Annotated in this window: 20 protein-coding genes and 1 pseudogene; 12 read left to right on the top strand and 9 right to left on the bottom strand. The window is 41.9% G+C overall.

The annotated features are described in order from the left end of the window. The first annotated feature begins 568 nt into the window (after nt 1–568). From rpoD to LW728_RS03280, 8 genes and pseudogenes are all read left to right on the top strand, one after another. Nucleotides 569–1,819 carry an RNA polymerase sigma factor RpoD gene (gene rpoD, locus LW728_RS03315; RefSeq protein ID WP_409770802.1) on the top strand — a complete coding sequence of 417 codons (1,251 nt, stop codon included), beginning with the start codon at nt 569–571 and terminating at the stop codon, nt 1,817–1,819. Nucleotides 1,820–2,113: 294 nt separating this feature from the next. Then, a complete protein-coding gene (locus LW728_RS03310) occupies nt 2,114–4,216 on the top strand; it encodes a hypothetical protein (protein ID WP_287765172.1) in 2,103 nt (700 codons plus the stop codon). Beyond that, nucleotides 4,217–4,609, top strand: a pseudogene (locus tag LW728_RS03305) (DUF4351 domain-containing protein); the annotation flags it as partial. It lies immediately after the preceding gene. Nucleotides 4,610–4,679: 70 nt separating this feature from the next. Further along, a complete protein-coding gene (locus LW728_RS03300; protein WP_002803912.1) occupies nt 4,680–6,152 on the top strand; it encodes a BCD family MFS transporter in 1,473 nt (490 codons plus the stop codon). 114 nt (nt 6,153–6,266) lie between these two features. Further along, nucleotides 6,267–6,704, top strand: coding sequence for a pentapeptide repeat-containing protein (locus LW728_RS03295; protein ID WP_002803909.1), 438 nt, complete (start codon nt 6,267–6,269; stop codon nt 6,702–6,704). Nucleotides 6,705–6,808: 104 nt separating this feature from the next. After that, complete coding sequence (locus tag LW728_RS03290) at nt 6,809–7,915, top strand: hybrid sensor histidine kinase/response regulator (RefSeq protein ID WP_287665103.1); 1,107 nt, start codon at nt 6,809–6,811, stop codon at nt 7,913–7,915. A 297-nt stretch (nt 7,916–8,212) separates the two neighbouring features. Further along, nucleotides 8,213–10,999: a cation-translocating P-type ATPase gene (locus LW728_RS03285; protein ID WP_287765170.1), complete on the top strand. Its 2,787-nt coding sequence runs from the start codon at nt 8,213–8,215 to the stop codon at nt 10,997–10,999. 156 nt (nt 11,000–11,155) lie between these two features. Next, a complete protein-coding gene (locus tag LW728_RS03280) occupies nt 11,156–11,263 on the top strand; it encodes a putative toxin-antitoxin system toxin component, PIN family (RefSeq protein ID WP_080602295.1) in 108 nt (35 codons plus the stop codon). A 19-nt stretch (nt 11,264–11,282) separates the two neighbouring features. Here LW728_RS03280 and LW728_RS03275 read toward each other — a convergent pair whose 3' ends face one another. The 6 genes from LW728_RS03275 to LW728_RS03250 form a co-directional block, all read right to left on the bottom strand. Next, entirely contained in the window at nt 11,283–11,639 is a 357-nt protein-coding gene (locus LW728_RS03275) for a hypothetical protein (RefSeq protein ID WP_043998132.1), read from the bottom strand. Between the two features lie 239 nt (nt 11,640–11,878). Further along, nucleotides 11,879–12,388, bottom strand: coding sequence for a HEAT repeat domain-containing protein (locus tag LW728_RS03270; protein WP_002803901.1), 510 nt, complete (start codon nt 12,386–12,388; stop codon nt 11,879–11,881). 1 nt (nt 12,389) lies between these two features. Beyond that, a complete protein-coding gene (locus tag LW728_RS03265; RefSeq protein ID WP_287765165.1) occupies nt 12,390–12,599 on the bottom strand; it encodes a hypothetical protein in 210 nt (69 codons plus the stop codon). Nucleotides 12,600–12,647: 48 nt separating this feature from the next. Continuing rightward, a complete protein-coding gene (locus LW728_RS03260) occupies nt 12,648–12,956 on the bottom strand; it encodes a type II toxin-antitoxin system RelE family toxin (RefSeq protein WP_002750216.1) in 309 nt (102 codons plus the stop codon). Beyond that, nucleotides 12,956–13,219, bottom strand: coding sequence for a type II toxin-antitoxin system Phd/YefM family antitoxin (locus LW728_RS03255; RefSeq protein ID WP_002750215.1), 264 nt, complete (start codon nt 13,217–13,219; stop codon nt 12,956–12,958). The genes LW728_RS03260 and LW728_RS03255 overlap by 1 nt, the downstream gene beginning before the upstream one ends. 132 nt (nt 13,220–13,351) lie before the next feature. Beyond that, a complete protein-coding gene (locus tag LW728_RS03250) occupies nt 13,352–16,939 on the bottom strand; it encodes a HEAT repeat domain-containing protein (protein ID WP_287765161.1) in 3,588 nt (1,195 codons plus the stop codon). A gap of 567 nt (nt 16,940–17,506) precedes the next feature. On the opposite strand from LW728_RS03250, the gene LW728_RS03245 reads away from it, so the two are divergent. Genes LW728_RS03245 through LW728_RS03230 form a run of 4 tightly spaced genes read left to right on the top strand, consistent with a single transcriptional unit; the run spans nt 17,507 to nt 20,121 of the window. Continuing rightward, entirely contained in the window at nt 17,507–17,686 is a 180-nt protein-coding gene (locus tag LW728_RS03245) for a hypothetical protein (RefSeq protein WP_287688652.1), read from the top strand. A gap of 44 nt (nt 17,687–17,730) precedes the next feature. After that, nucleotides 17,731–18,477 (top strand): pseudouridine synthase, encoded by a 747-nt coding sequence (locus LW728_RS03240; protein ID WP_002803891.1) that lies wholly within the window; start codon nt 17,731–17,733, stop codon nt 18,475–18,477. A 25-nt stretch (nt 18,478–18,502) separates the two neighbouring features. Continuing rightward, nucleotides 18,503–19,264 carry a helix-turn-helix domain-containing protein gene (locus tag LW728_RS03235; RefSeq protein WP_287665081.1) on the top strand — a complete coding sequence of 254 codons (762 nt, stop codon included), beginning with the start codon at nt 18,503–18,505 and terminating at the stop codon, nt 19,262–19,264. Nucleotides 19,265–19,272: 8 nt separating this feature from the next. Beyond that, the gene (locus LW728_RS03230) at nt 19,273–20,121 is read left to right on the top strand and encodes an ADP-ribosylglycohydrolase family protein (RefSeq protein ID WP_287665078.1); all 849 of its coding nucleotides are present in this window, start codon (nt 19,273–19,275) and stop codon (nt 20,119–20,121) included. A gap of 37 nt (nt 20,122–20,158) precedes the next feature. Here LW728_RS03230 and LW728_RS03225 read toward each other — a convergent pair whose 3' ends face one another. From LW728_RS03225 to LW728_RS03215, 3 genes are all read right to left on the bottom strand, one after another. Then, a complete protein-coding gene (locus LW728_RS03225; protein WP_002803885.1) occupies nt 20,159–20,386 on the bottom strand; it encodes a hypothetical protein in 228 nt (75 codons plus the stop codon). A 123-nt stretch (nt 20,387–20,509) separates the two neighbouring features. Then, nucleotides 20,510–21,646: a chymotrypsin family serine protease gene (locus tag LW728_RS03220; RefSeq protein WP_287765158.1), complete on the bottom strand. Its 1,137-nt coding sequence runs from the start codon at nt 21,644–21,646 to the stop codon at nt 20,510–20,512. Between the two features lie 467 nt (nt 21,647–22,113). Further along, entirely contained in the window at nt 22,114–23,106 is a 993-nt protein-coding gene (locus tag LW728_RS03215) for an aldo/keto reductase (protein WP_287765157.1), read from the bottom strand. Nucleotides 23,107–23,127: the final 21 nt, after the last annotated feature.

Genomic DNA, 23,127 nt, shown 5'->3' with positions numbered 1-23,127 from the left:
TGGTGCTGTTGGAGAAAATCTTAAATTTGTCTCGCAAATTTCTAAAATGTTGCTAAGTTAATATTATGAGCTTGCGCTCTGATTAATCATGGTGCTAATGTACCAAAAACAGATTCGCGTAAAAGCAATGAGGGATGAAATTTATCCGTAAGAATCCGATCAAATTAAATACAATAGCTAAAGACTAAAGGAATTAGCCAAGGGCCAATAGGGATTATGTTCCCCTTGCCATTGGGAACAGTTAACCCGTCCAATAATTCCTTTGATTGTTAGCTATCTGGTCAACACCGCAGACAAACCGGCGATCGGATGCCAGTCCTCCAGCCATTTACCCAATTTTTGCAGGAGCCAGATTATGAGTTGACCGAGCTAAAACAGCATTCCGTGTCGCTAAAATCGCATCGACACAAGAGAATTTAAGCAAAGATCTTCTCCCATTTGTTGTAATTAAAGCTACAATCGGAAAAGTCTTTCCCCGTCTCGGATTTGAGACACAAATTCGTTCAGTATCACCTAGATTGAGATTCGATCTTCTAGTTTTGCACAGAAGGAGCAAGAGGAAAACGGCATGACGCAGGCCCACGATGTACTAACCCTTACCGAGCCGCAATTGGATTTAGATTTGATTGACCTAGACGAAGACTTCGATGATGAGGATATCGAGTTAGAGCTAGAAGAAACCAGCGATAGCAACGATGGCAAAAAAAACCGCCGCCTTGCCAGCGCTCGTCGTCGCGACGCGGCCAGAAAAAAACCCTATACGGAAGATTCGATTCGGATTTATCTGCAAGAGATTGGCAGGATTCGGTTATTGAGAGCGGAGGAGGAGATCGAATTAGCGAGAAAAATCGCCGATCTACTGAAATTAGAACGCATTCGCGAAGATTTTTGCCTCTATAGCGATGCTGAATGGGGAAAACAGGTTTTCCTGTTCGAGCGCATCGAAAGAATTATCGCCGAAAAATCGGAAAAAGAACCGAAATTATCGGATATTAAGGCTTATTTAGGGAAGACGGAGCTAACGGCTCCCATGGTAGAAGAATGGCTGGCGAAATCAAAGGAATACTTATCGGCCTTTAAGCGTCGATTGTACCATGGTCGTCGCGCTAAGGAAAAAATGGTACAATCGAACCTGCGTTTAGTGGTTTCGATCGCCAAGAAATACATGAATCGCGGTCTTTCCTTTCAAGATTTAATTCAAGAAGGTTCCCTCGGTTTGATCCGCGCCGCCGAAAAATTCGACCACGAAAAGGGTTATAAATTCTCCACCTATGCCACTTGGTGGATTCGTCAAGCCATCACCCGTGCGATCGCCGATCAATCCCGCACCATTCGTCTTCCCGTCCACCTCTACGAAACCATCTCCCGGATCAAAAAAACCACCAAGATTCTTTCTCAGGAAATGCGTCGCAAACCCACCGAGGAAGAAATCGCCACCAAGATGGAGATGACCATCGAAAAACTCCGTTTTATTGCCAAATCCGCCCAATTACCGATTTCTCTGGAGACTCCTATCGGTAAAGAAGAAGATTCCCGTTTAGGAGACTTTATCGAAGCGGATGGGGAAACCCCAGAAGATGAAGTTTCTAAAAATTTATTACGCGAGGATTTAGAAAACGTCCTCGATACCCTTAGTCCTCGCGAACGCGATGTGCTGCGGCTGCGCTACGGTTTAGATGACGGCCGGATGAAAACACTCGAAGAAATCGGCCAGATTTTCAACGTCACTCGCGAGCGCATTCGTCAAATAGAAGCCAAGGCCCTGCGGAAACTGCGTCACCCTAACCGTAATAGTATCCTCAAAGAGTACATTCGTTAATTTCCCGTCCTTAAAAAACTGGAAACTGAGTCTCCTTGAGGCTCAGTTTTATTGTTATCTACACCTACCTCGACGGCTGCACCTCAATTTGGTCGAAATATCCATATTATATTTTGGGCGCACGCGATGCGCCACTAGCACGGATAGGTGAACTTGATTACTGCCGATTAATTCCCCCTCAACTCGATAGAAAGTCCCGTATTCGTTGGTAAGATATTCGATAGCGGGATTGACGAGGGTAAAACCAGCAGGATAACTGCTATACTATATTTATAGTTCACTGAGAGAATAGAAATGGATCACAATTGCGATGCTTGCGATTCTAAAATCGAAGATATTCCAGAGTTTATTCGTCAAAACCTCATTGTCGTAACACTTATATGGACAGACAGCTGTAAGGCAATTAAAGAATTAAAAGACAATGATTACAACAAACACCTGATTTTGATCATAACAGATTTAGAAGAAGAAATTTTAGAAAATCGAGAAATATTTTCAAAAAATCAATTTGCCAAAAATTATTTTACTACACAGATTAAACAATATTTAGAAGGCACAAAAAAATCTGCTGGGGAGCCATCGGCTAAGAGTTTATGGGCAAAACCAATATCTACTCAGTTGAAATTTATTTTAGAAGCTTTAAATTCAGCATCAGATTCTAAAAAATTTGAATTAAAAGACATATTATATTTTGTTGAAATAATACAAAGAGAGATAATTTCAGTAGAAAGTCTTGAAGGTTTACTTAATTTACTTATTACAGAAATCCTCAAAGAAGAAATGAATCGAGAGGAATTAAAATTTATCGTTAACACTATTATAATAATGTTTATTGAGCGAGGATACTATGTTAAAACTCTAGAATATTTATTACATAAACAATTATCTTTGTTTCAAGATCATTGGAACCGTATAAGTACAAGTACAGATGGATTGTATTTATACGGTGGACTCATATATGGATCACCCAAATATAACGAGGAAGTTTATTCTGAAAACGAAGACTATAAAATTGCCCTCAAGCAATATTATGACTCTTTGGGGCTTAAAGATAGGATTTTTCTGATGAAAAAAATTTATGTCGAACCACCTAAAAAGTATAAGGTTATTTTTAAACTTTCTAATTTTGCTCTAGCCAATTCTCAATCATTAAAAATAGGTAACGTTTATTTTTATATTCCGAAAATTCATGGAAAAATAACAATTCAAGACGACAGATACAGATACAGAGATGAAAGTTCTGATCTTGTTCAGTTTGAAAAAAGAATACAGGAATTTGAAGTGATGTCCGAGAGTATTTATTATGTTGCTGTTGACATAGAAGGAAATGATTTTTATTCAATGAAGGATCAAGCGGATCAAGCGATAAGAACAGTAGAGATGGCTGTGTATGTCTTCCTAAAAAAGGATACTCTCATGAAAAAGACAAATAACAACGAAATACAAATAATATCAAATAATTACATTATCTGTAACGATCTAGGTGAGGGTGCTTTTTTTGAGCATTCTTATATATCGAATAAAGGATTTGATAGTCCTAATAATATTTATACTGACAGAATTGGTCATTGGCTTTCTTCTAAAAACTCACTTAATAAAAGCGTTGAAACATGGTTAAATGCCTTTAAACAATATCGTAAATCTGTTGAGTCAGTACAAAGTTCCGACGTGCTTCTATATTCTTGGTATTCCCTTGAGCCTTTTATCAATAAATCGGAAAAAATTACTGTGAGGCTTCCGAGGGAATTTGATAAACCTGTTTTTGAAGAATGGTACAATGCGAACAATATCTCAGTCCTACAATTATTGCTCGCTATTGTTACCATTAAATCCCATCTTTTTGATCTCCTAATTACTTTTGCGGATAATTTAGCGAGAAAAGGCTTTCCAGGGGATAGATTCTCCGTATCTGATGAAATTTTAAATATATTTTTTATTAGTAAAAAAGATAACGGATGTATTGAGATGAACCTAAGTAAGTTTGTTGAAAACTTTCAATTAATTTTTGATGATTTTGAGCAGAAAAATAGTCAATTCGATAAATATATAAGTGAGATTCGTGGTCGTTTTATTGATCACACAACTTGCTTGAATAAAATAAAACAAGCAATAATCGATGTCAAAAATGATGTGTATAATATCTATCGCATTAGAAATATGCTAGTTCATAGTAGTAACACAAAAAGTAAGCTTTTAGAATATTATTCAAAAAGAAATAAGGAATACAGCTTAAGACTTATTTTAGAAATCAGAAAACATTTATTTAAAACCGAGAGTGATACTGAAATACAGCCGATAGATACTTATTTTACAAGGACGATAATTGATGCTAACGTGGCATTTGAAGCAGTAGTCAATAATGATATGGATAAATTCAGAAAATGGATAATACAATAGGAAATTCTACGACAAGTAGCCGCAAAAATTGATAATATCGGGGGTAGAACTGAAAAAAGCAATTTAGCCGCCGCTACAGCAATTCTGGCGGGGTTAGTATTAAGTAAGGAAATCATCGGAAGCTTATTAAGGGAAGAAATTATGCGCGAATCAGTTATTTATCAGGATATCCGGGAAAGTGGAAAAGCACAAGGAAGAGAGGAAGGAAGACGAGAAGAAGCGGTTTCTTTGATTCTACGGCTACTTAACCGTCGTTTAGGTGAAATATCGTCGACTTTAGGCCAACAAATCCGAGAACTATCTCTAGAACAATTAGAAACTTTAGGAGAAGCGCTGCTCGATTTTACCAGCTTGACAGATCTGACCACTTGGTTATTGGAGATAGAAAATTAAATCCCCAGAAGATGTCTGCTCGTCCTGCGTTAAATTTTTAAATACTGGCTTTTTTTGTATTGATTTAACCATGGCTACCAGCGATATTCCCCATTCTACTCACTCATCCCCAAAACCCCTGCCAAAACTGGGACTTTTCACCATGTTTCGCTTAGGACTCTTTCAGATGGGACTAGGTATTATGTCTCTGCTGACTTTGGGGGTTCTCAATCGGATTATGATCGATGAGTTAAAAGTTTTACCCTTTCTCGCCGCAGCTGCGATCGCTATGCACCAGTTTGTTAGTCCAGCACGCATCTGGTTTGGGCAAAGATCCGACGGTAAAACTATTTTAGGTCATCATCGCAGCGGTTATGTCTGGATTGGGGCGGCAGTTTTTACCGCTTTAGCTTTTATTGCTTTGCAGGTAGTCTGGCAATTGGGACTTAGTATTCAAACTTCGGGATGGAATACCATTTCCTACGCTTGGATTGCCCTCTTAGCCTTAATTTTCGCCCTCTACGGACTCGCTTTAAGCGCCAGTTCCACCCCTTTTGCTGCCCTCTTGGTGGATGTGTCCGATGAAGATAATCGATCGCAATTAGTTGCTATAGTTTGGTCAATGCTGATGGTGGGAATTGTCGTCGGGGCGATCGTTAGTTCTCGTTTGCTGGATACTCCCAATATCTGCGGTACAAATATTTTGACCTATGATCCGACTCAATCAGCCCCTATAGCCAATATTCCGCAACTACAGGCGACAATTAACCCCGTGTTCACGATTATGCCCGCTATCGTTTTTGGTCTTTGTATTTTAGCGACTTTTGGCGTAGAAAAAAAATATTCTCGTTTTAGTAGTCGGTCCACTCTCGTGCAAAGAGAGGATCAAATTACCTTTAAAGATGCGTTACAGGTTCTCACCGCTAGTCGGCAAACCGGTTTATTTTTCACCTTTCTGCTGATGATGACTTTGAGTTTATTTATGCAGGATGCAATTATGGAACCGTTTGGGGGCGAGGTTTTTGGGATGTGTATCGCCCAAACCACCCAATTAAACGCTTTTTGGGGAACCGGAACCCTTTTTGGTATTGCCGCCACGGGATTTATGCTCATTCCCCGCATCGGTAAACAAAAAACCACTAAATATGGCTGTATTTTTGCAACAATTTGTTTTATTCTCTTGATTTTTGCCGGCTTTTCTGCTAATCAAAGTTTATTAAAATCAAGCTTGCTCTTTTTCGGTTTAGCTTCGGGAATGATTACCGCCGGGGCTACCAGTTTAATGTTAGATTTAACCGCAGCCGAAACCGCAGGAACTTTTATCGGCGCTTGGGGATTATCCCAAGCGATCGCCCGGGGATTAGCCACGGTTTTAGGCGGTACGATTTTAAATATCGGTAAAGTTGTCTTTTCTAGCCCGGTTTTAGCCTATGGCTTAGTTTTCCTTGTGCAAGCACTGGGAATGATCCTAGCAGTTTGGTTATTAAGTCGCGTCGATGTCAAGGAATTTAAGGAAAATGCCCGAGCAGCGATCGCAACGGTAATGAAAGGAGAGATCGACTAGCAAAAGCAAGCAAAAGTGAGATAACAGGAGAATTAGCCCGATCGGGGGAAGTTGGTTAGCAGCTTTTTTCCTATCCTAAAAGTAGAGAGGAAAACGAAAGAGGAGGCGAAAAAGATGAAAAGGACTTTAATGATTGTTCTAGGTTCCCTAGCCTCCTTACTGCTGATTAACCCCGTCGGTGCGGAAAATCCCCAACAGGTACAAGAGTTATTGAATACGCGGGAATGTCCGGGCTGTGATCTCCGTGGTGCAGATTTAAGAGGGGCGCATCTAATCGGTGCCGATTTGAGAAAAGCGAATTTACAGGGAGCTAATCTGGAGGAAGCTAACTTAGAGGGCGCAGATTTGACCGATGCTAACCTAGAAGGCGCAAATTTAACCGCAGCTTTTCTGACTAATGCCAGTTTGAATCAAGCTGATCTCGATGGAGTCAATTTCACCAGCGCGGTGATTTATGATGCTGATGTGACGGGTGCATCAATGGAGAGAATTAACTTGACAAATGCTCAGATTTATGGTACTGGTATCGCTGTGGGTGGTGAAAGTCCTTAGATGTTCTTGTCCTCAAAATATAGTTAATTTTGTAACAGATGCGAGTGTCGCGTCTGTTTTTTTATACACTTTTACTAAATAGTTTGAGTTATAAAATAACAGGCATGACTCAACTCACACCGCGCCCTAGTGTCTTAATTGTCGATGATTTGCCCAATAATGTGCGGCTATTGTCGATTATGCTCACCGAGAAGGGATATCAGGTACGGAAAGCGATTAATGGACAGATGGCCCTGAATACAGTGCGATCGCTAATTCCCGATCTGATTCTCCTTGATATTAATATGCCCGATCTCAATGGTTATCAAGTTTGTGAACAGTTAAAAGCTGATGAAAAAACCAGAGAAATTCCCGTGATTTTTATCAGCGCTCTTGATGATGTCTTCGATAAAGTCAAAGCTTTTCAAGTGGGAGGTGTTGATTATATTTCTAAACCTTTTCAAGGGGAAGAAGTCATGGCCCGCATTGAAAATCAATTAACTATTTGCCGTCAAAAAAAACAACTACAAAACGAAATTAAAGAACGTCAAAAAACTGAGGAAACTTTAGAAATTTATCTTCATGCTGTCTCTCACGATCTCCGCAATCCCGTGATCGGGATGTTAATGATCTTAAATAATTTAATTAAAAATTCTCAGGGAGAAACTAAAGAAGTATCCCGGAAGATTTTACAACAGATGGCCGACAGTTGCGATCGACAATTAACTTTAATTGATTCTCTTGTCGAAACCCGACAAAATGATCTTTGGGGAGTTTCCCTAGAACTAAATCCTTTATCTCTCTACGAAATTGGTCAACAGATCGGTCAGGAATGGGAGTTAAGATTAAAGGAAAATCAAGCAACTTTAATTAATAATTTTTCCCCCGATTTACCCTTAGTTAATGCCGATGCTCACCATCTCTGGCGAGTTTTTGAGAATTTATTAGCCAATGCCCTTAAACACAATCCCCAGGGGATAATTATCACTTTCTCGGCTAGACTAGAGGGCAATTATCTCCGGTGTAGCATTGCCGATAATGGGGTGGGAATTAGCGAAACCCAGAGAAAACAATTATTTGATCGCTATCAACGAGGCAATAATAATAATCAGATTAGTTTAGGACTAGGTTTATATCTATGTCGTCAAATTATCCATGCTCACGGAGGGGAAATTGGCATTATGAATAATGACGAAAAAGGTTCACAATTTTGGTTTACTTTGCCCTACTAAGCTGTTGACTAAGTAGGTAGATGTTAAAAACTTTCAGACACCACCCTTATCAAGGGGGGATTAAGGGGGGATCGGCACCCCCCTTATCAAGGGGGGATTAAGGGGGGATCGGCACCCCCCTTATCAAGGGGGGATTAAGGGGGGATCTATCTTCAATTTAATTATAACCAGCTACTTATCTACATTACTCGTTAAGACTGTCTATGAGCAGGAAGAGCCAGTTTAAACATTTGTTTTTTCCTGTTACCAGGGAAAGAAACGGCTAAGATCTATTTAGATCAACTATCTTCACTTGCCATGGCCGCTAATGCCGACTATTCTGCCCATTCTAGCCTTAACTTGCAACAACCTTGGCATACCTATCCGGTGGAAACAACCCTATCTATCCTCGGTAGTTCGGCTGTTAATGGCCTCAATAGGGAGCAAATCGCCCAAAGAATTAAATATTATGGCAAAAATGAACTAAAAGAACGTCCAGGGCGCAGTAATTGGCAAATTCTCCTAGATCAGTTTACCAATATTATGCTCCTCCTCTTAATTGCCGTGGCCATAATTTCCGGAGGACTGGATTTACTGGAATTGCAGCGCGGTCATCTGGCTAAAATTGGTGTTCCCTTCAAAGATACGATCGCTATCTTAACAATTGTCATCCTCAATGGCATCCTCGGCTATCTGCAAGAAAGTCGCGCCGAAAAAGCTCTGGCCGCTTTAAAAAAACTTTCCTCTCCCCAAGTTAATGTTATTCGCGAGGGTCAACGCACAGAAATAGATGCGGTTAATCTCGTCCCCGGGGACATCATGCTGATTGAAGCGGGAACCCAAATCAGCGCCGACGGCCAAATTATCGAAGCTTTTAACCTGCAAATTCGCGAATCGGCCTTGACAGGAGAGGCAAATAGTGTTAATAAATCCGCCTCCATTGACCCCTTAGACAGGGATACTCCCCTTGGCGATCGCTTAAATTTTGTCTTTACTGGAACAGAGGTACTGCAAGGCCGGGCCAAGGTCATCGTTACCAGTACGGGGATGACAACGGAATTAGGCAAAATCGCTCAAATGTTAGCAACAGTCGGCAATGAACCCACTCCTCTCCAAAAAAGAATGACTCACTTGGGCAATGTCCTTGTTGCTGGTTCTCTCATTCTAGTGGCCCTGACTATTACCATCGGCCTGATCAATGCCGGTTGGTCGGCCCTAGAGGAATTAGTCGAAGTTTCCCTTAGTATGGCAGTAGCCGTCGTTCCCGAAGGATTACCCGCAGTTATCACCCTAACTCTCGCCCTAGGTACCCAACGCATGGTCAAACGTCAGGCCTTGATTCGCAAACTGCCGGCAGTAGAAACCCTTGGTTCCGTTAATGTGATCTGTTCCGACAAAACTGGGACGCTAACGGAAAATAAAATGATTGTACGCGAGATAGAGACAGTTAATCGCAATTTTTTAGTTACTGGGGAAGGATATAGCCCAAAAGGACAATTTTTAGACTCCGAGCAACGGGCGATCGATCCCAAAACCGATCTAGAATTACATCATCTTTTAATTGCCAGTATCCTCTGCAACGATGCCAGTTTAGACCTCGATAACGGTCACGATAGCATTTTAGGCGATCCCACGGAAGGAGCCTTATTAGTTTTAGGGGCGAAAGCGGGCTTAAATTTATCCCTAACCAAGCAAGAGTTCCCTAGAATCGCTGAAATCCCTTTTTCTTCCCAAAGAAAGCGAATGTCGGTCATTTGTCAAGGAGTCAATCGCGTACTATTTACCAAAGGTTCCCCGGAATTAATCCTTGAACAGTGTCTCTCCTACCAATCGGGATTAGAAAGTCTTCCTTTTGGGGATAGGCAAAAAGAAAAAGTCTTAGTCGCTAACAATGCTATGGCTAACAGGGGTTTACGAGTCTTAGGATTAGCCTATAAAACACTAATTTATCCGCCAGAATCAACTGAAATCAGCGAAGATGAGCTAATTTGGTTAGGAATGGTCGGTATGATCGACGCACCGCGACCAGAGGTACAAATCGCCGTGGCTAGGTGTCGAGAAGCGGGAATCCGTCCGATTATGATCACCGGCGATCATCAATTAACCGCTCTAGCGGTGGCTAAAAGTCTTGGTATTGCCCAAGCGGGAGCTTTAGTCATCTCAGGGCGAGAATTAGATAAATTATCACCAATTCAGCTAGAAAACATCATTGACAAAACTAACATCTATGCCCGTGTCTCCCCCGAACATAAATTAACTATTGTCCGCGCTTTGCAAAAAAAGGGTAAATTTGTTGCTATGACCGGAGATGGGGTGAATGATGCTCCGGCCCTGAAACAAGCAGATATCGGCATTGCCATGGGAATCTCCGGCACCGATGTCACCAAAGAGGCTAGTGATATGATTCTCCTTGATGATAATTTTGCCACCATCGTCGCTGCCACGGAAGAAGGGCGAGTGGTTTATAACAATATTCGCAGTTTTATTAAATATATTCTCGGCAGTAATATCGGGGAAGTGATTACTATCGCCGCTTCGCCTCTTTTGGGTTTAGTTACTCCTCTCACTCCCCTACAAATTCTCTGGATGAATTTAGTTACTGATGGTTTACCTGCTTTAGCTTTGGCAGTGGAACCAGCTTCTCCTAATATTATGCGTCGCCCTCCTTTTAGTCCCCAAGAAAGTATTTTTGCTCGCGGTTTGGGCAGTTATATTGTGAGAATTGGGATTATTTTTTCGATTATTAATATCACTCAAATGTTAATCGCTGTGCGCTTGGATCCACTTTTTGGTAATACTGGTTCATGGAAAACTATGGTTTTTACTACTCTCTGTTTAGCTCAGATGGGTCATGCCATTTCCGTGCGATCGAGCGATCATCTTACCATAGAAATGAATCCTTTGACTAATCCCTATCTCTGGGTAGCAGTAACCCTGACGACAATTTTTCAACTGATGTTAATCTATGTTCCTGCCCTGCGGGATTTTTTCGGTACTCAATTTTTGACTAAAGAAGAATTATTAATCTGTTTGGGATTTAGTACCTTGTTATTCGTTTGGGTGGAGTTAGAAAAATTATTTACCCGTTGGTATCATCGGCGATAATCAGGGAGTTTTTTTCATTGTTCAGTAAACAGTAAACAGTAAACTGATACTAAATCCCTTGAGCATAGGTGACTTACGAGGACAGGCAAAAGGGAGAATAAATAATCAGTTTTTAATAACCAGATTTAGTATTATTATCGATACCTTCTAGAGAAAATCAAGGTTTGCAGAGATGATAAAGATAATCAGTATTTAGGATCAGAGATCGATAGTCAAGCGACTTGTATTGTAAGCGGCGATTCCGATCTAATCGTTTCTAACTAACAGGATTGATATTCTAGGTTCACTCACTTAAATTATCAGTTTCTAGCCATTTTTTACCCATTTCAATGGGAATACCGAGGGGAGGACAGAGGACTTTAATTAATTCAATTCCTCCCGTGATTAAAATGCTTCTTAGACGAGAATTTTTCTTGATTTCTGCGTCAACTTGTGCGACAAAAGTTTGTTTTTCAATTTCGGTATTAGTGGGATAAGTTTGGGTGATTTGGCTGATAAGTTGTTGGATTTCTTGAGCGGCTTCGGCTAAATTTTGGGGTGTGGCGTAATTATGTTGAACTGCTTTTTGATCTCCTTGCACCGTATCGGCAAAGTTAGCAATATTTGCTCCACGAAGGTCATATTTAGGAGTTTCTGACATAGGATTAAAAGATTGAAGATTACTGATGATAATTATAGCATCCATAATGGCAAAACTGACACCATTTCTCTGAATGAAAGCGATACGTCGAATTCAAGTCCCCCTTAGAAAGAGGGATTTAGGGGGATCAAAATAAGGATTGAGCGGCTTTAATCCGAATACTTGGATTCTTGTCTGTGAATAGTCTTTTGGCAAGAGTTCTGATAATTAAATCGAGGGATTCTGTACTCAATTTCATATCAGTTTACTGCATAACGAGAGCCAATTTTACCGAGGGCATCAACAGCACTGAAACGAACGCTATCATCTTCATCGTAACAAACATTTACTAGATCAGGAATAACATCTTCTAGTCCAATTTCACCTAAAGCAATTGTGGCTGTGACACGAACTTTTACTTCCGTATCTTGTAGGGATTGAATGAGATAGGATATTGCTTTTTCACTACCAATTTTTCCGAGAGATTCCGCCGTGATTATCCGAATATCGGGATTAGTATCAGATAAGTAGGAAGCTAGATAAGGAATTGCGGATTCATTGCCAATTTCTCCTAAAGCTCGAATCAGATTTAGGCGAACATTAAGATCATTTTCTCCTATTAAATGGGATACTAAGGTGTCAGCAAGGCTGCTATTGCCAATTTTGCCCAAAGCTTCGGCAGCTTTAGCGCGGATCTGGGGGAGAGAATCGTTGAGTTTATTCAATAAAGTATTGATGGCGATTTGGGTGTTATTAAGTTGCTGAACCATGTTATTTTTCCTCTGGGTTATTGTTATTAGGTTGCTGGGGATAATTCTGTTGGCTTCCTTGCACATTATGAGCTAAATTGCCAATGGTAGCTCCTCTTAAATCATAGGTAATAGATGATAGGGATGCGTTTTTTTCAGAAGAAGCAGGAATATTTTGACTATCCTCTCCAAAACTGGCTATCTCTGAAAAAGTAATAGGTGTATATCTCACGATTCAGCAAGAACCTATTGATTTAGCAGTTCTGTCATAACCCATATTTTATTCATTATTAATTAATTTTTCAAGAAGGGCATAAATATCTTTCTTATCACCTTGTTTACGAATTCCAACTCCAATAACAATAACAATAATTTGAGCTTCTTCAACACGATAGACAATCCGATATCTTTGACCAACTGCCCTAACGCTACGATATCCTTTAAGTTTACCTGAAAGGGCTTTACCTTGTTTATCTGGTTCAATTTTTAGCTTTTCAATCCGTTTGCGAATTTCTTGCTGAATGCGTTTATCGGTAATTTTAGATAAAAAGCTTAAAGCAAGAGGAATTAATTGTATTTGATATTCCATTACCAACCCAGTTGTTTTTTAGCATCTTCCCAAGTAATTCTTTGTCCTGATTGATCCTGTTGAATTGCTTCAGATAGGATTTCGGCAAACTCTTTGTCTTGTAAAATATCAAGAGTTTCTAACCAAGATTCAATTTGAGCGTAATTCAGGGCAACCATAATGGGTTGACCTTCTTTGGTAATAATAATAGGTTCGTCAGTCATTTGCTCAGACCATTCAACCAGCTTTTGTCCTGTTTCAGTAATGTTTAGATATTTAGTCATGTCAGCAATTAACAGTTATCAACTAATGATTATAGCAGTTATCGGTCAAATGAGTTACAGAGAACAAATTGGGTATAGTCAGCAATAGCACCTTTAGGCTTTATCTTTTAAAACAATCATTCTGGGATTTAGTTAAATATTTTGACTATCCTCTGCAAGTTTAGTTTCTACTTTTTGAATCATAGCTGCAAATTCCGATTGCCGGTGTAAGTCGATATTGAGAGTATTCATATCTTTAAGAATGTTGGTTAGATTATCAATATTGCCCCTGATTTCATCATACAAGTTTAATGTCGCCATGATACTATTAGTGTTAACTAAATCAAGTTGTTTGTATTTTGCTTGTAGTTTTGCTTTTTCGTCTTCCCAATATTTCAGGTAGTCTATGCGCTCGAAGTCTTTATAAATTCTGGCATCTGGTAAAATAATCGGGAATATTCTTTTATAAAAGTCACCATTTCTGGCAATTTCTACTAATTCAAACATACAGTTTTCTGATTTTAAGTATCTATCGCTGATGACGGCGACGACACATTTCCCCTGTCCAATTTGCCGCATAAAGTTTTTGATGGAGTCTTTATAGGTGGTGTGGGTTTTATCCCGAATAATCTCAATTCCTTTAGCGTCAAAAGCTTGGACGAGTTGATTAGCCATTTCGTTGCTGTCTTCTTGCCAGTTGTAAGAGATGTAAACTTGTTGATTCATGGGTTGGGAGAGGGGGTGATAGTATTTAAGTTTGTTTTGAATTATGTCTAGTGCTTCTCTAGCTTGAGAGAGAGTATCGCCATTATTTAATGTGACAAAATCAGGATTTTTCAGGCATTTGATAAGTTCAGTCATCGCTGTTTCTGAGCCAATATTACCCAAAGCGAAGGCTGCGTTCCTACGAACATCATCATCAGAGTCTTCTAAAGCCTTGAGTAATCCCGGAATGGCTGTTTCTGTGGCAATATTACCCAAAGCGAAGGCTGCGTTCCTACGAACATCATCATCAGAGTCTTCTAAAGCCTTGAGTAAACCTGCAATGGCTGTTTCTGTGCCAATATTACCCAAAGCCTCGGCTGCGTACCAACTAACAGACCAATAAGAGTCTTTTAAAGCCTTGAGTAACTCCGGAATGGCTGTTTCTGTGCCAATATTACCCAAAGCGAAGGCTGCGTACCCACGAACATACTCCTTAGAGTGTTCTAAAGCCTTGAGTAACCCCGGAATGGCTGTTTCTGTGCCAATCTCAGCCAAAGCCTCGGCTGCCTTCCTACGAACATCATCATCAGAGTCTTCTAAAGCCTTGAGTAATCCCGGAATGGCTGTTTCTGTGCCAATTTCACCCAAGGATGCGGCTGCGTGACTACGAACATCTTTATTATTATAGTCTTCTAAAGCCTTGAGTAACTCCGGAATAGCTGTTTCTGAGCCAATCTTACCCAAAGCGAAGGCTGCCTGGAAACGAACAAACTCATCAGAGTCTTCTAAAGCCTTGAGTAACCACGCAATCGCTGTTTCTGAGCCAATCTTACCCAAAGCCTCGGCTGCGGACATACGAACATACTCATCAGAGTCTTCTAAAGCCTTGAGTAACCCCGGAATGGCTGTTTCTGAGCCAATTTCACCCAAAGCCTCGACTGCCTTGCAACGAAAAAAATCCCCATCAGAGTCTTTTAAAGCCTTGAGTAACTCCGGAATAGCTGTTTCTGAGCCAATCTTACCCAAAGCGAAGGCTGCCTCGAAACGAACATCCCCATCAGAGTGTTCTAAAGCCTTGATTAATCCCGCAATGGCTGTTTCTGTGCCAATTTTACCCAAAGCCGCGGCGGCTCTCCTACGAACATACCTACTACGAACAAACCTATCAGAGTCTTCTAAAGCCTTGAGTAATCCCGCAATGGCTGTTTCCGAGCCAATTTTAGCTAAAGCCTCGGATGCGTTCCAACGAACATACCTATCAGAGTCTTCTAAAGCCTTGAGTAATCCCGGAATGGCTGTTTCTGTGCCAATGTTACCCAAAGCGAAGGCTGCCTTCCCACGAACATACTCATGAGAGTCTTCTAAAGCCTTGAGTAATCCCGCAATGGCTGTTTCTGAGCCAATCTCAGCCAAAACCTCGGCTGCCTTCCTACGAACATACTCATGAGAGTCTTCTAAAGCCTTGAGTAATCCCGGAATGGCTGTTTCTGAGCCAATATTAGCCAAAGCCTCGACTGCGTTCCCACGAACATCCTCATCAGAGTCTTCTAAAGCCTTGAGTAACTCATTAACAACTTGATTAGACTTTGTTAATCCCAATAACTCCACCTTAAACCGTTTCGGTACATCCAACCCAAGCACTAACCCCACTGTCTGCTTTTGAAACTTAAAGTTGACTTCTCCTGCGAACCTCGCTCCTAATTTTAAATCAATCTCTAACCCTAATTTAACCACCCGTTTTGCTTGGGTTTCATTATCCAATAACCCCAACAGCAACGCCATAGGTTCCGTCCATTTGAGATAATTCAAATAGTCCCACTGTAACTGCTCATCCCTGAGATGGGGTAACTTTTTCTTTAATTCCTCAGCCGTGTAATATTCTTGAATCAGTTGGTGGCGAAAAGCAATTTTATCATTACCTTCTAGGTGAATTAGATGATATTTCAATAAATCTTCTAACCACTGCTTACTGTAATATTCTGGGAATCCTTTATTTTTGATAAATTTGCTTAATTCTTCCTCTGCTTCTGTTCGGGAAATAGCCACCTGAATCTCAGTTTTTGACTCCCCTTGGGTCATTTTCCAAGCTAACACTTGCAGCAATTCTCGCCACCAATCCCGCGATTCTTGGTAAGTAGGAACATCTGCTTTTAATTTCTTGTCATAAATTCCTGTAAAAATCTGGAAAACTAAGCCTAAATTAGCAGGAATTTTGTTCTGATTATCATCAAAAACTGAACAAAGCATCCACAAAAGCAGAGGAGTTTCTGCCAATTCCTTGAGACGATTTCCCAACTGTTTAAGCATTTCTTCGCCTTTTTCAGGCAAATAGGCCTTGACAAAATCCTGCATCTGTGGTTCAGTCAGGGGAAGCATTTCCAGCTTTTTTTCAATATCTAAGTCGTCGCTGCCTAAATCCCTTGTCGTGAAAATCATCGAAATTTCTGCATACTGCTGGCGAAAGTTTTTTAAATTCTGTCGCGCAGCTTCCGAGGGCAATTCATTGATACCATCAAATAATAATAATGGTCTAAAATTCTGATTTTCTAACAGCCAACTTTCTAGGGTATTACTATCAATAATTAATTTATGGCGTTTCAGGAATTGTAAAATTAAATCAAGAATTGAGGTTTCATACAAGCGTAATTCGATGAGAATGGGAATTTGAATGATTTTAGCTTGATTTTGTTGATTTAGGCGCAAGCTTTGGGCTTCTACGGATTCTTCTAATAATAATCTGGCTAAAGCGGTCGATTTTCCTGAACCGGGACGACCTTTTAAAAGAACGTGATTAGTTGCATACTTGCGTAAACCATCTAAAACCGTGAATCTTTCGGTTTTTTCTGGTCTTTCTGGTCTTTCTTGTCGGTTTTGTGGTTCTTTTTCAATCGTCTGTACCCACAAATCCCTTAGCAAAGGTGCAGTTTTCGACGGGCGTGTTTTTCCCTCTACGTCCGTGAGGGTGTAAAATGTCTCCCATTGGGCGTACTTTTCCGAGTCCGAGATTGATTTGAGATAGGGAGTCCAGTCAATCATTGATGCTGTCTGTTAGTTCGAGAAGGAACCCGGATTAAACTTTCTAATATTTTAATTGTAGGCTAAGTTAGTTCGGACTAAGGAGATTTTGCCATGACTTCCACGAAAGAATAGAGCTAACCAGCTACGGTAAAATTAGGGTTTCGGCTTATCCTCACCTCAGCTTAACTAGGAATAGGCCGATTTATCTTGTTAAGGTTATATTTTGAGCCACTTTTGTCAATTTAGCCACAAACATAAACATCAATCGTAGGGTGCGTTACGCTTTGGCTAACGCACCCATTTAATAATTAAGTTGCTGCGTGGGTTGCGGATTATTAATTTGTTTTTTTGTCAGAGATTATCGCCGCAAACACGCACCCTACAAGATTGGAGATCGCACTTCCATCAATTGCCGATCTCTTTCTTCTCTCAACCGCTTGGATAACCGAGAAATAACCCGTTTAAAGTCATATCCCCCCGTAAAAAAAATTAGCCCGACTTTTTTAACAATTGTCGGCAAAATTTTGCTTGCTTTTTTCACGGCTTTTTGCAATAATATTTTTATAAGACTTTATATATAATGGAGTGGCAGAGTTCACTAAAAAACGCACAGATTTCCATTATAAGAAAAGTATAACCGAAGCCGCCGCCCAAGTCAAGGGATTACTCCTCTTTTTTTTGAGAAGTTTTCAAAGAAAAAAAATCAAAGAGGCAGCCGGAGATATTCGGTTTTTCTTCACTATTTGGGCGAAAAAACCCTTTTAGGATGCCTATAATAGGAGATAGAAAGGGTTAAAAACTAAAAAAAAATGGCGGAGAGAGTCCAGAAAATCCTTGCCCAGTGGGGAATTGCCTCCCGAAGAAGGGCGGAGGAGATGATCGTAGCCGGCCGGGTGAGACGGAATGGCAAAATCGTGCAGTTAGGAGAAAAAGCCGACCCCGAAAAAGATCACCTAGAGATAGACGGAAAAAAAATTGAACCGGCCAATCGTCCCAAAAGATTGTATATACTGATCAACAAACCCATTGGTGTGGTTTCTACCTGTAAGGATCCACAAAACCGGCCGACGGTAATCGACCTTTTGCCCGACTCCCTCGCCAGCGAGACAGGGTTACATCCCGTAGGCAGGTTGGACATCAACACCACTGGGGCTTTACTCCTCACCAACGACGGTCAACTGACCCTCACCCTCACCCATCCCCGTTATCATTTGCCCAAAACCTATCGGGTTTGGCTAGATGGTGCGATTGATAGACTTGCTCTCCAGCGTTGGCGAGAAGGTATCCTCTTAGAGGGAAAAAAAACCTTACCCGCACAGGTTGAGATACTCAAGCAAACCGACCAAAAAACCCTACTAGAAGTTATTTTAGTGGAGGGAAGAAATCGGCAGATTCGCTCTGTAGCCGAAGAGTTAGGCTATCGCGTCCTGAAACTTCATCGCAGTGCCATCGGTCGTATTCAACTAAACTCTGGTAATAATTCCCCCTTACCCTTGGGTGATTACCGTTTTTTAACCCTTGATGAACTGAAATATTTAAAGAACCAGATTAACTAAGCTGAAAGTCAGCCCTAATAGCGATATGTTTCGCCTTCTCCAATCACAACTCGACCCCCAGCGTAAACAGCGAACCAAATTACTGGAAATCGGCGTTTATTTGCAAAAAAATCGCCTAGAACAGTCCCTTTCTCTCGAGGAAATTGCCCAGAAAACCCTAATCCCGCGCCATCGCCTAGAAGCGTTGGAAGCGGGGGATTTGGAGGCATTGCCCGAACCGATTTATATTCGTTGGTTAATCAAACAATTTGCCGATAGTCTGTCCCTGGATGGTGAGACGATTAGCCGACGTTTTCCCACCAAGGTCAATAACTTTTTTAGGGGAACAAAACCGTCTTTATCGCTGCCAAGTCTTCAAATTCGCCCGATTCATCTCTATTTTCTCTATTTAATCTTAGTTATTGGTTCCGTACAAACCCTATCCCACGTCCTGCAAAAATCGGTACTGCAATCGAATCGCTTACCGCCGCCTTCCTTGCCACAACAGCAAATTGTCCAACGGAAAAGCAATCCCCTTCAACCGGTAGCCAACAAAACCAGTAATAATCAGCAGCTGGTGGTGGGGGTAAAACTGGAGGATGACTGCTGGCTGCGGGTGGTGGTGGATGGGAAGACAGAATTTGAGGGTGTGCTGCCCCAGGGAACCCATCGCACTTGGCAAGCAAACCGAGAATTAACCGTGAGAGCGGGTAATGCCGGCGGGGTTTACGTTGCTGTTAATAACGCCAATGCTAAACAACTAGGGCAACCGGGCAAAGTCGGGGAAGTCACCTACCGGGCAAATTGAGCTAATTTATGCAAAAGGTCTTTTCACCCCTCGATCGCCTTCAGGGAGGGTTAATCGGGGCATATATTGGGGAATCCTTGCATAATCAACCCCTAATACCAGCCTTTAACTATGAGGCTACACCGAGGACGACCCTGCTTTTGCAAGCTCTGCAATCTCAGGAGGATTTTTCCCTTGCGATCGCAGCCAAGCAGCAGTCGGAATCGGCGTTATTATTTGTGCTGTTGCCGGAGATTTTAACCTGGCCTGACCATGGGGAACGTTGGCAAGCTAGATTAAATTTTTGGCTAAAAAAGGGCTTAATTTCCGAGTTAACCCGACAAGAAGCGATAATTTGGGGAGAGGCAGTGGGTCTGTTATTACAGGGAAAAAGGCCTTTAAATCAGTTAATGGGGCAATTACTAACTATTAACCCCAAGAATAAGCTATTAGAGCAGATTCAGTCAGCTTTAGGGCAAAATCATCCCTTAGAGTCCATTTTATCGGCTTGGGCGAAAGATATCTCACCTTTAGGAATTGCGATCGCAGCTTCTCTCTATACCTTTCTGCAAACGAGCGAGGATTTCGCCGTGAGCGTGCGTCGCGCTAATTCTAGTCCCTATCAACGGCAATTAACTAGCACTTTAGCGGGAATTTGGGCGGGATTGTACAACGGTATCGGGGGGATTCCCCTAGCTTGGCGGCACAATTTGCCGAAAGAGCCAGTTAAACAGCAATTAATGGATAAAGCTGGGGAAATCTATCGAATTTCCCTGGGTGTATCTCCTCATCTTGTCCTATCTCCTCACACTGCCGTCGCTTACGGGGGAACAATCCAACCCCGTCCTAGCTTAAAATTGGTCTCTCAAGACAGTTGAAGATCGCTGTTATTTTGCCATCAGGCACTCGCTGGCTTTAATAAGCGATTACATCTCCTTCTTCCCAGTCAAGGGGAACATGGGGGAGTTGCCCGGCAATAGACTGGCGTGTGCTGGCAGAAATGCCTTTGGTGAAGATGCGTAACACCAGCTGCCCTCTGGCATCTAGACCGATTCCGGTGCCAGTTACACCGGGTTGAGCCATCAACCAAGCTTCTTGGCTGTCACGCAAAGCCAACAACTGTTCCTGAGTATAATTTTTCATTGGTGTTACCTCTATTAAATCGATGGTCGGCGACAAATAAATTTTAGCTGAAACAACACCCGATCGCCTCTAGGATTCGGCGATCAGGTGTGGAGATTGGCCAGAGGAAAACTTGAGGGGGAATTAGCGACTGTTGACAAATCTCTGAATGGAAAGTTGCGAGATCACGGCTCCGATCGGGTTAGCAAAGGTGATACTGTTGTCTGTTCGTCCCGCAAAGAGGAGGGCGACCGGTTGATTGCTGTTTGCCGTCACGATCAGTGAACCAGAGTCCCCACCGCGACTAAAAGGATTGCCGCCGATGCCACGGATGCCGATCTGATTGCGGAATTGGGCGGCACCGCAGGAGTAGCCGCCGACGGAGATGTTGACGTTAATATCGGTAATCGTGCCGATAGTTGCTTGGGTTGTCCGACCATTTTTCTTCACCGTCATACCTAGGCGGGCGGCGATCGGTGTAGGATTGAGGGTGTAGTTGACATGACGCGGATCGACAAAACTAAAAGCTGTCCAAGCAACGGCCGCATCTACCAAGTTAGGGCCCGGACAGTTGACCCGGACAAAATTTTCCAAGAGGGCGATTCGATCGCCGGGGACAACCCCACCATCAACCCGTCCGGGCTGGATAATCGGATCGCCGATACGGGCGTTGTTGGAATTGGCGATGACGTGGTTATTACTCAACAGGCACAGCTTATTATTGCGTAGCACTACCAGACAGCCAAGAGTCCCCGCGGTTACTTGCGGATGACCGATGGAGACACCACAACGAACTGGGCGCGCATAACGACGATTATATAACTGGGTGACGATCTCGCCCACTTCTTCTATTTCCACAGGCATACCCCCGATCGAGGTGGGTACGGCGGCAAAAGCACTAGCGGCAATTGTCCCAGCCACTTTTTCGCTGACGTAAACTTTCAGAGTCACATCGGGGGTAAGCAGTCCACCGACGCTACGAAAACCGATGCCAGTGCCGAGAATGCGTTCCCCTCCGGTGTCATAGTCCGCAATCGACTCGGATAGGGAGGCGGTAAAGGTTTCACTGCCTCCGAGGCGCTGTTCTAATTCTTCTTGGGCTGAAAACCAATCTTGAGTGATACCGATCGTATCGATAGACTCGGAGGCTTCCATTACTTCTAAGGCTTGATTTTCGCTTCCCAAAGGCGCATTGGGATCAAATTCGATCACATCTTTATTCGTTGACGATTCCATAGTAGAACCCTCCCGCTCATCGGGCATTTCATAAGGTTGAGTCATTGTTAAAACCGCCTTGTTCACAAGTTTTTTACTGGGGTTATTATTCCCAAAGTAAGAGAACCGAACATAACCAATTGACCCCTCAACAATTTATTTCTCTTAACTGGAACAAACCCTAGCTATATGCTATCTATACCTCCTAAGCATTGACACCTGTAACCAAGATTGTGAAATATTTATTTGTAAAACTTTTTAGATCTTTATTATCTCTTGTTGTTCGAGCGAACTCAATTATAGCAGTTATCTTAATGGTTATATAGGGTTTGTTGAATAAATCTAGAAACCTTGTTGGATAATATCTTTAGGCTTTTTTGACATCAAAAAGTACTGGTCTTTGGACTTATCGGGGGGAAATTGTCCCTCTTATTCTTTGTGTGATCAGTTTAACTTATAAGCGATCAATCTTTGTGTCCTTTGTGTCTTTGTGGTTCGTTCCACACCCCACCAACAAGCTTTTTCAGCCAACCCTACTTAGTTTGAAAGATATTTTGCACCATTTTTTTATCCAAACCTGCGGCAATTTTATCTAATTCTGCTATTTCCCCACTGTCTAAACTCCATCCTAAAGCGCCTAAATTATCCTCAGCTTGTCGAACATTTTTAGCTCCGGGGATGGGAATTGTTCCCTTACAGATACACCAATTTAAGGCAACTTGGCTAATAGTTTTATTTTTAGCTTGGGCAATAACTTCTAGGCAATTTATCAGAGGCGAAATAGCGGGAATTAATTGACCAAAAAGGAAGCGACGTAATCCAGGGGGTAAGTTTTTATTATCTCGATATTTCCCCGTTAATAACCCCAAAGCTAGGGGACTATAGGCAATAATTTTAATGCCCAATTGATCACATAGTTCCTTTAATCCTAAGTCAGTGAGAGGATAGGTAGAAAGGAGAGAATACTGTACCTGTAAACTGGTAATAGGAATGCCGCGACTGGCAAACTTTTGATAGGCAGACTTCAATCTTTTCGGTCCAAAATTAGATAAACCAACCCCTTTAACTAACCCCTTTTCCAGACAATCCCCCAATCCGTCTAATAATCCTCCCTCCTGCCATGGCGCATAATTGCCCGTTGACCAGTGCATTTGCACTAAATCCACCGGGCGGCCTAGTCTGGTTGCCGAAGCTTGACAAGCTTTCACCATGGCATGACGGGTTAAACGCCAAGGATAAGGGGCGAGTTTGGTGGCAATACGGATATGATCAGCGTTATAACCGGTATATTCCCCTGTAAAGCGTCCTAATAGCTTCTCACTCTGTCCGTTGAGTTTGCCTGTGCCGTAGGAGTCTCCCGTATCAAATAGGGTGACACCCCGCTCGACGCAGAGATTAAAAACCGCTTGTAACTGGCTATCCATACTCTCATCGTAACCCCAGAGAAGACGATTTCCCCAGGCCCAAGTACCGCAGCCCATGGGGGGAAGGGATAGAGTTTGATGTGTGACTGTCAAGGGATTCATGGGTTAGTTTCTCTGGGTTTT

It is taken from the genome of Microcystis sp. 49638_E5 (assembly GCF_021300285.1).
GTDB lineage: Bacteria > Cyanobacteriota > Cyanobacteriia > Cyanobacteriales > Microcystaceae > Microcystis > Microcystis aeruginosa_C.
Note: the sequence above shows the minus strand (reverse complement) of the source record. Positions and strands in the feature narration are given on the sequence as shown.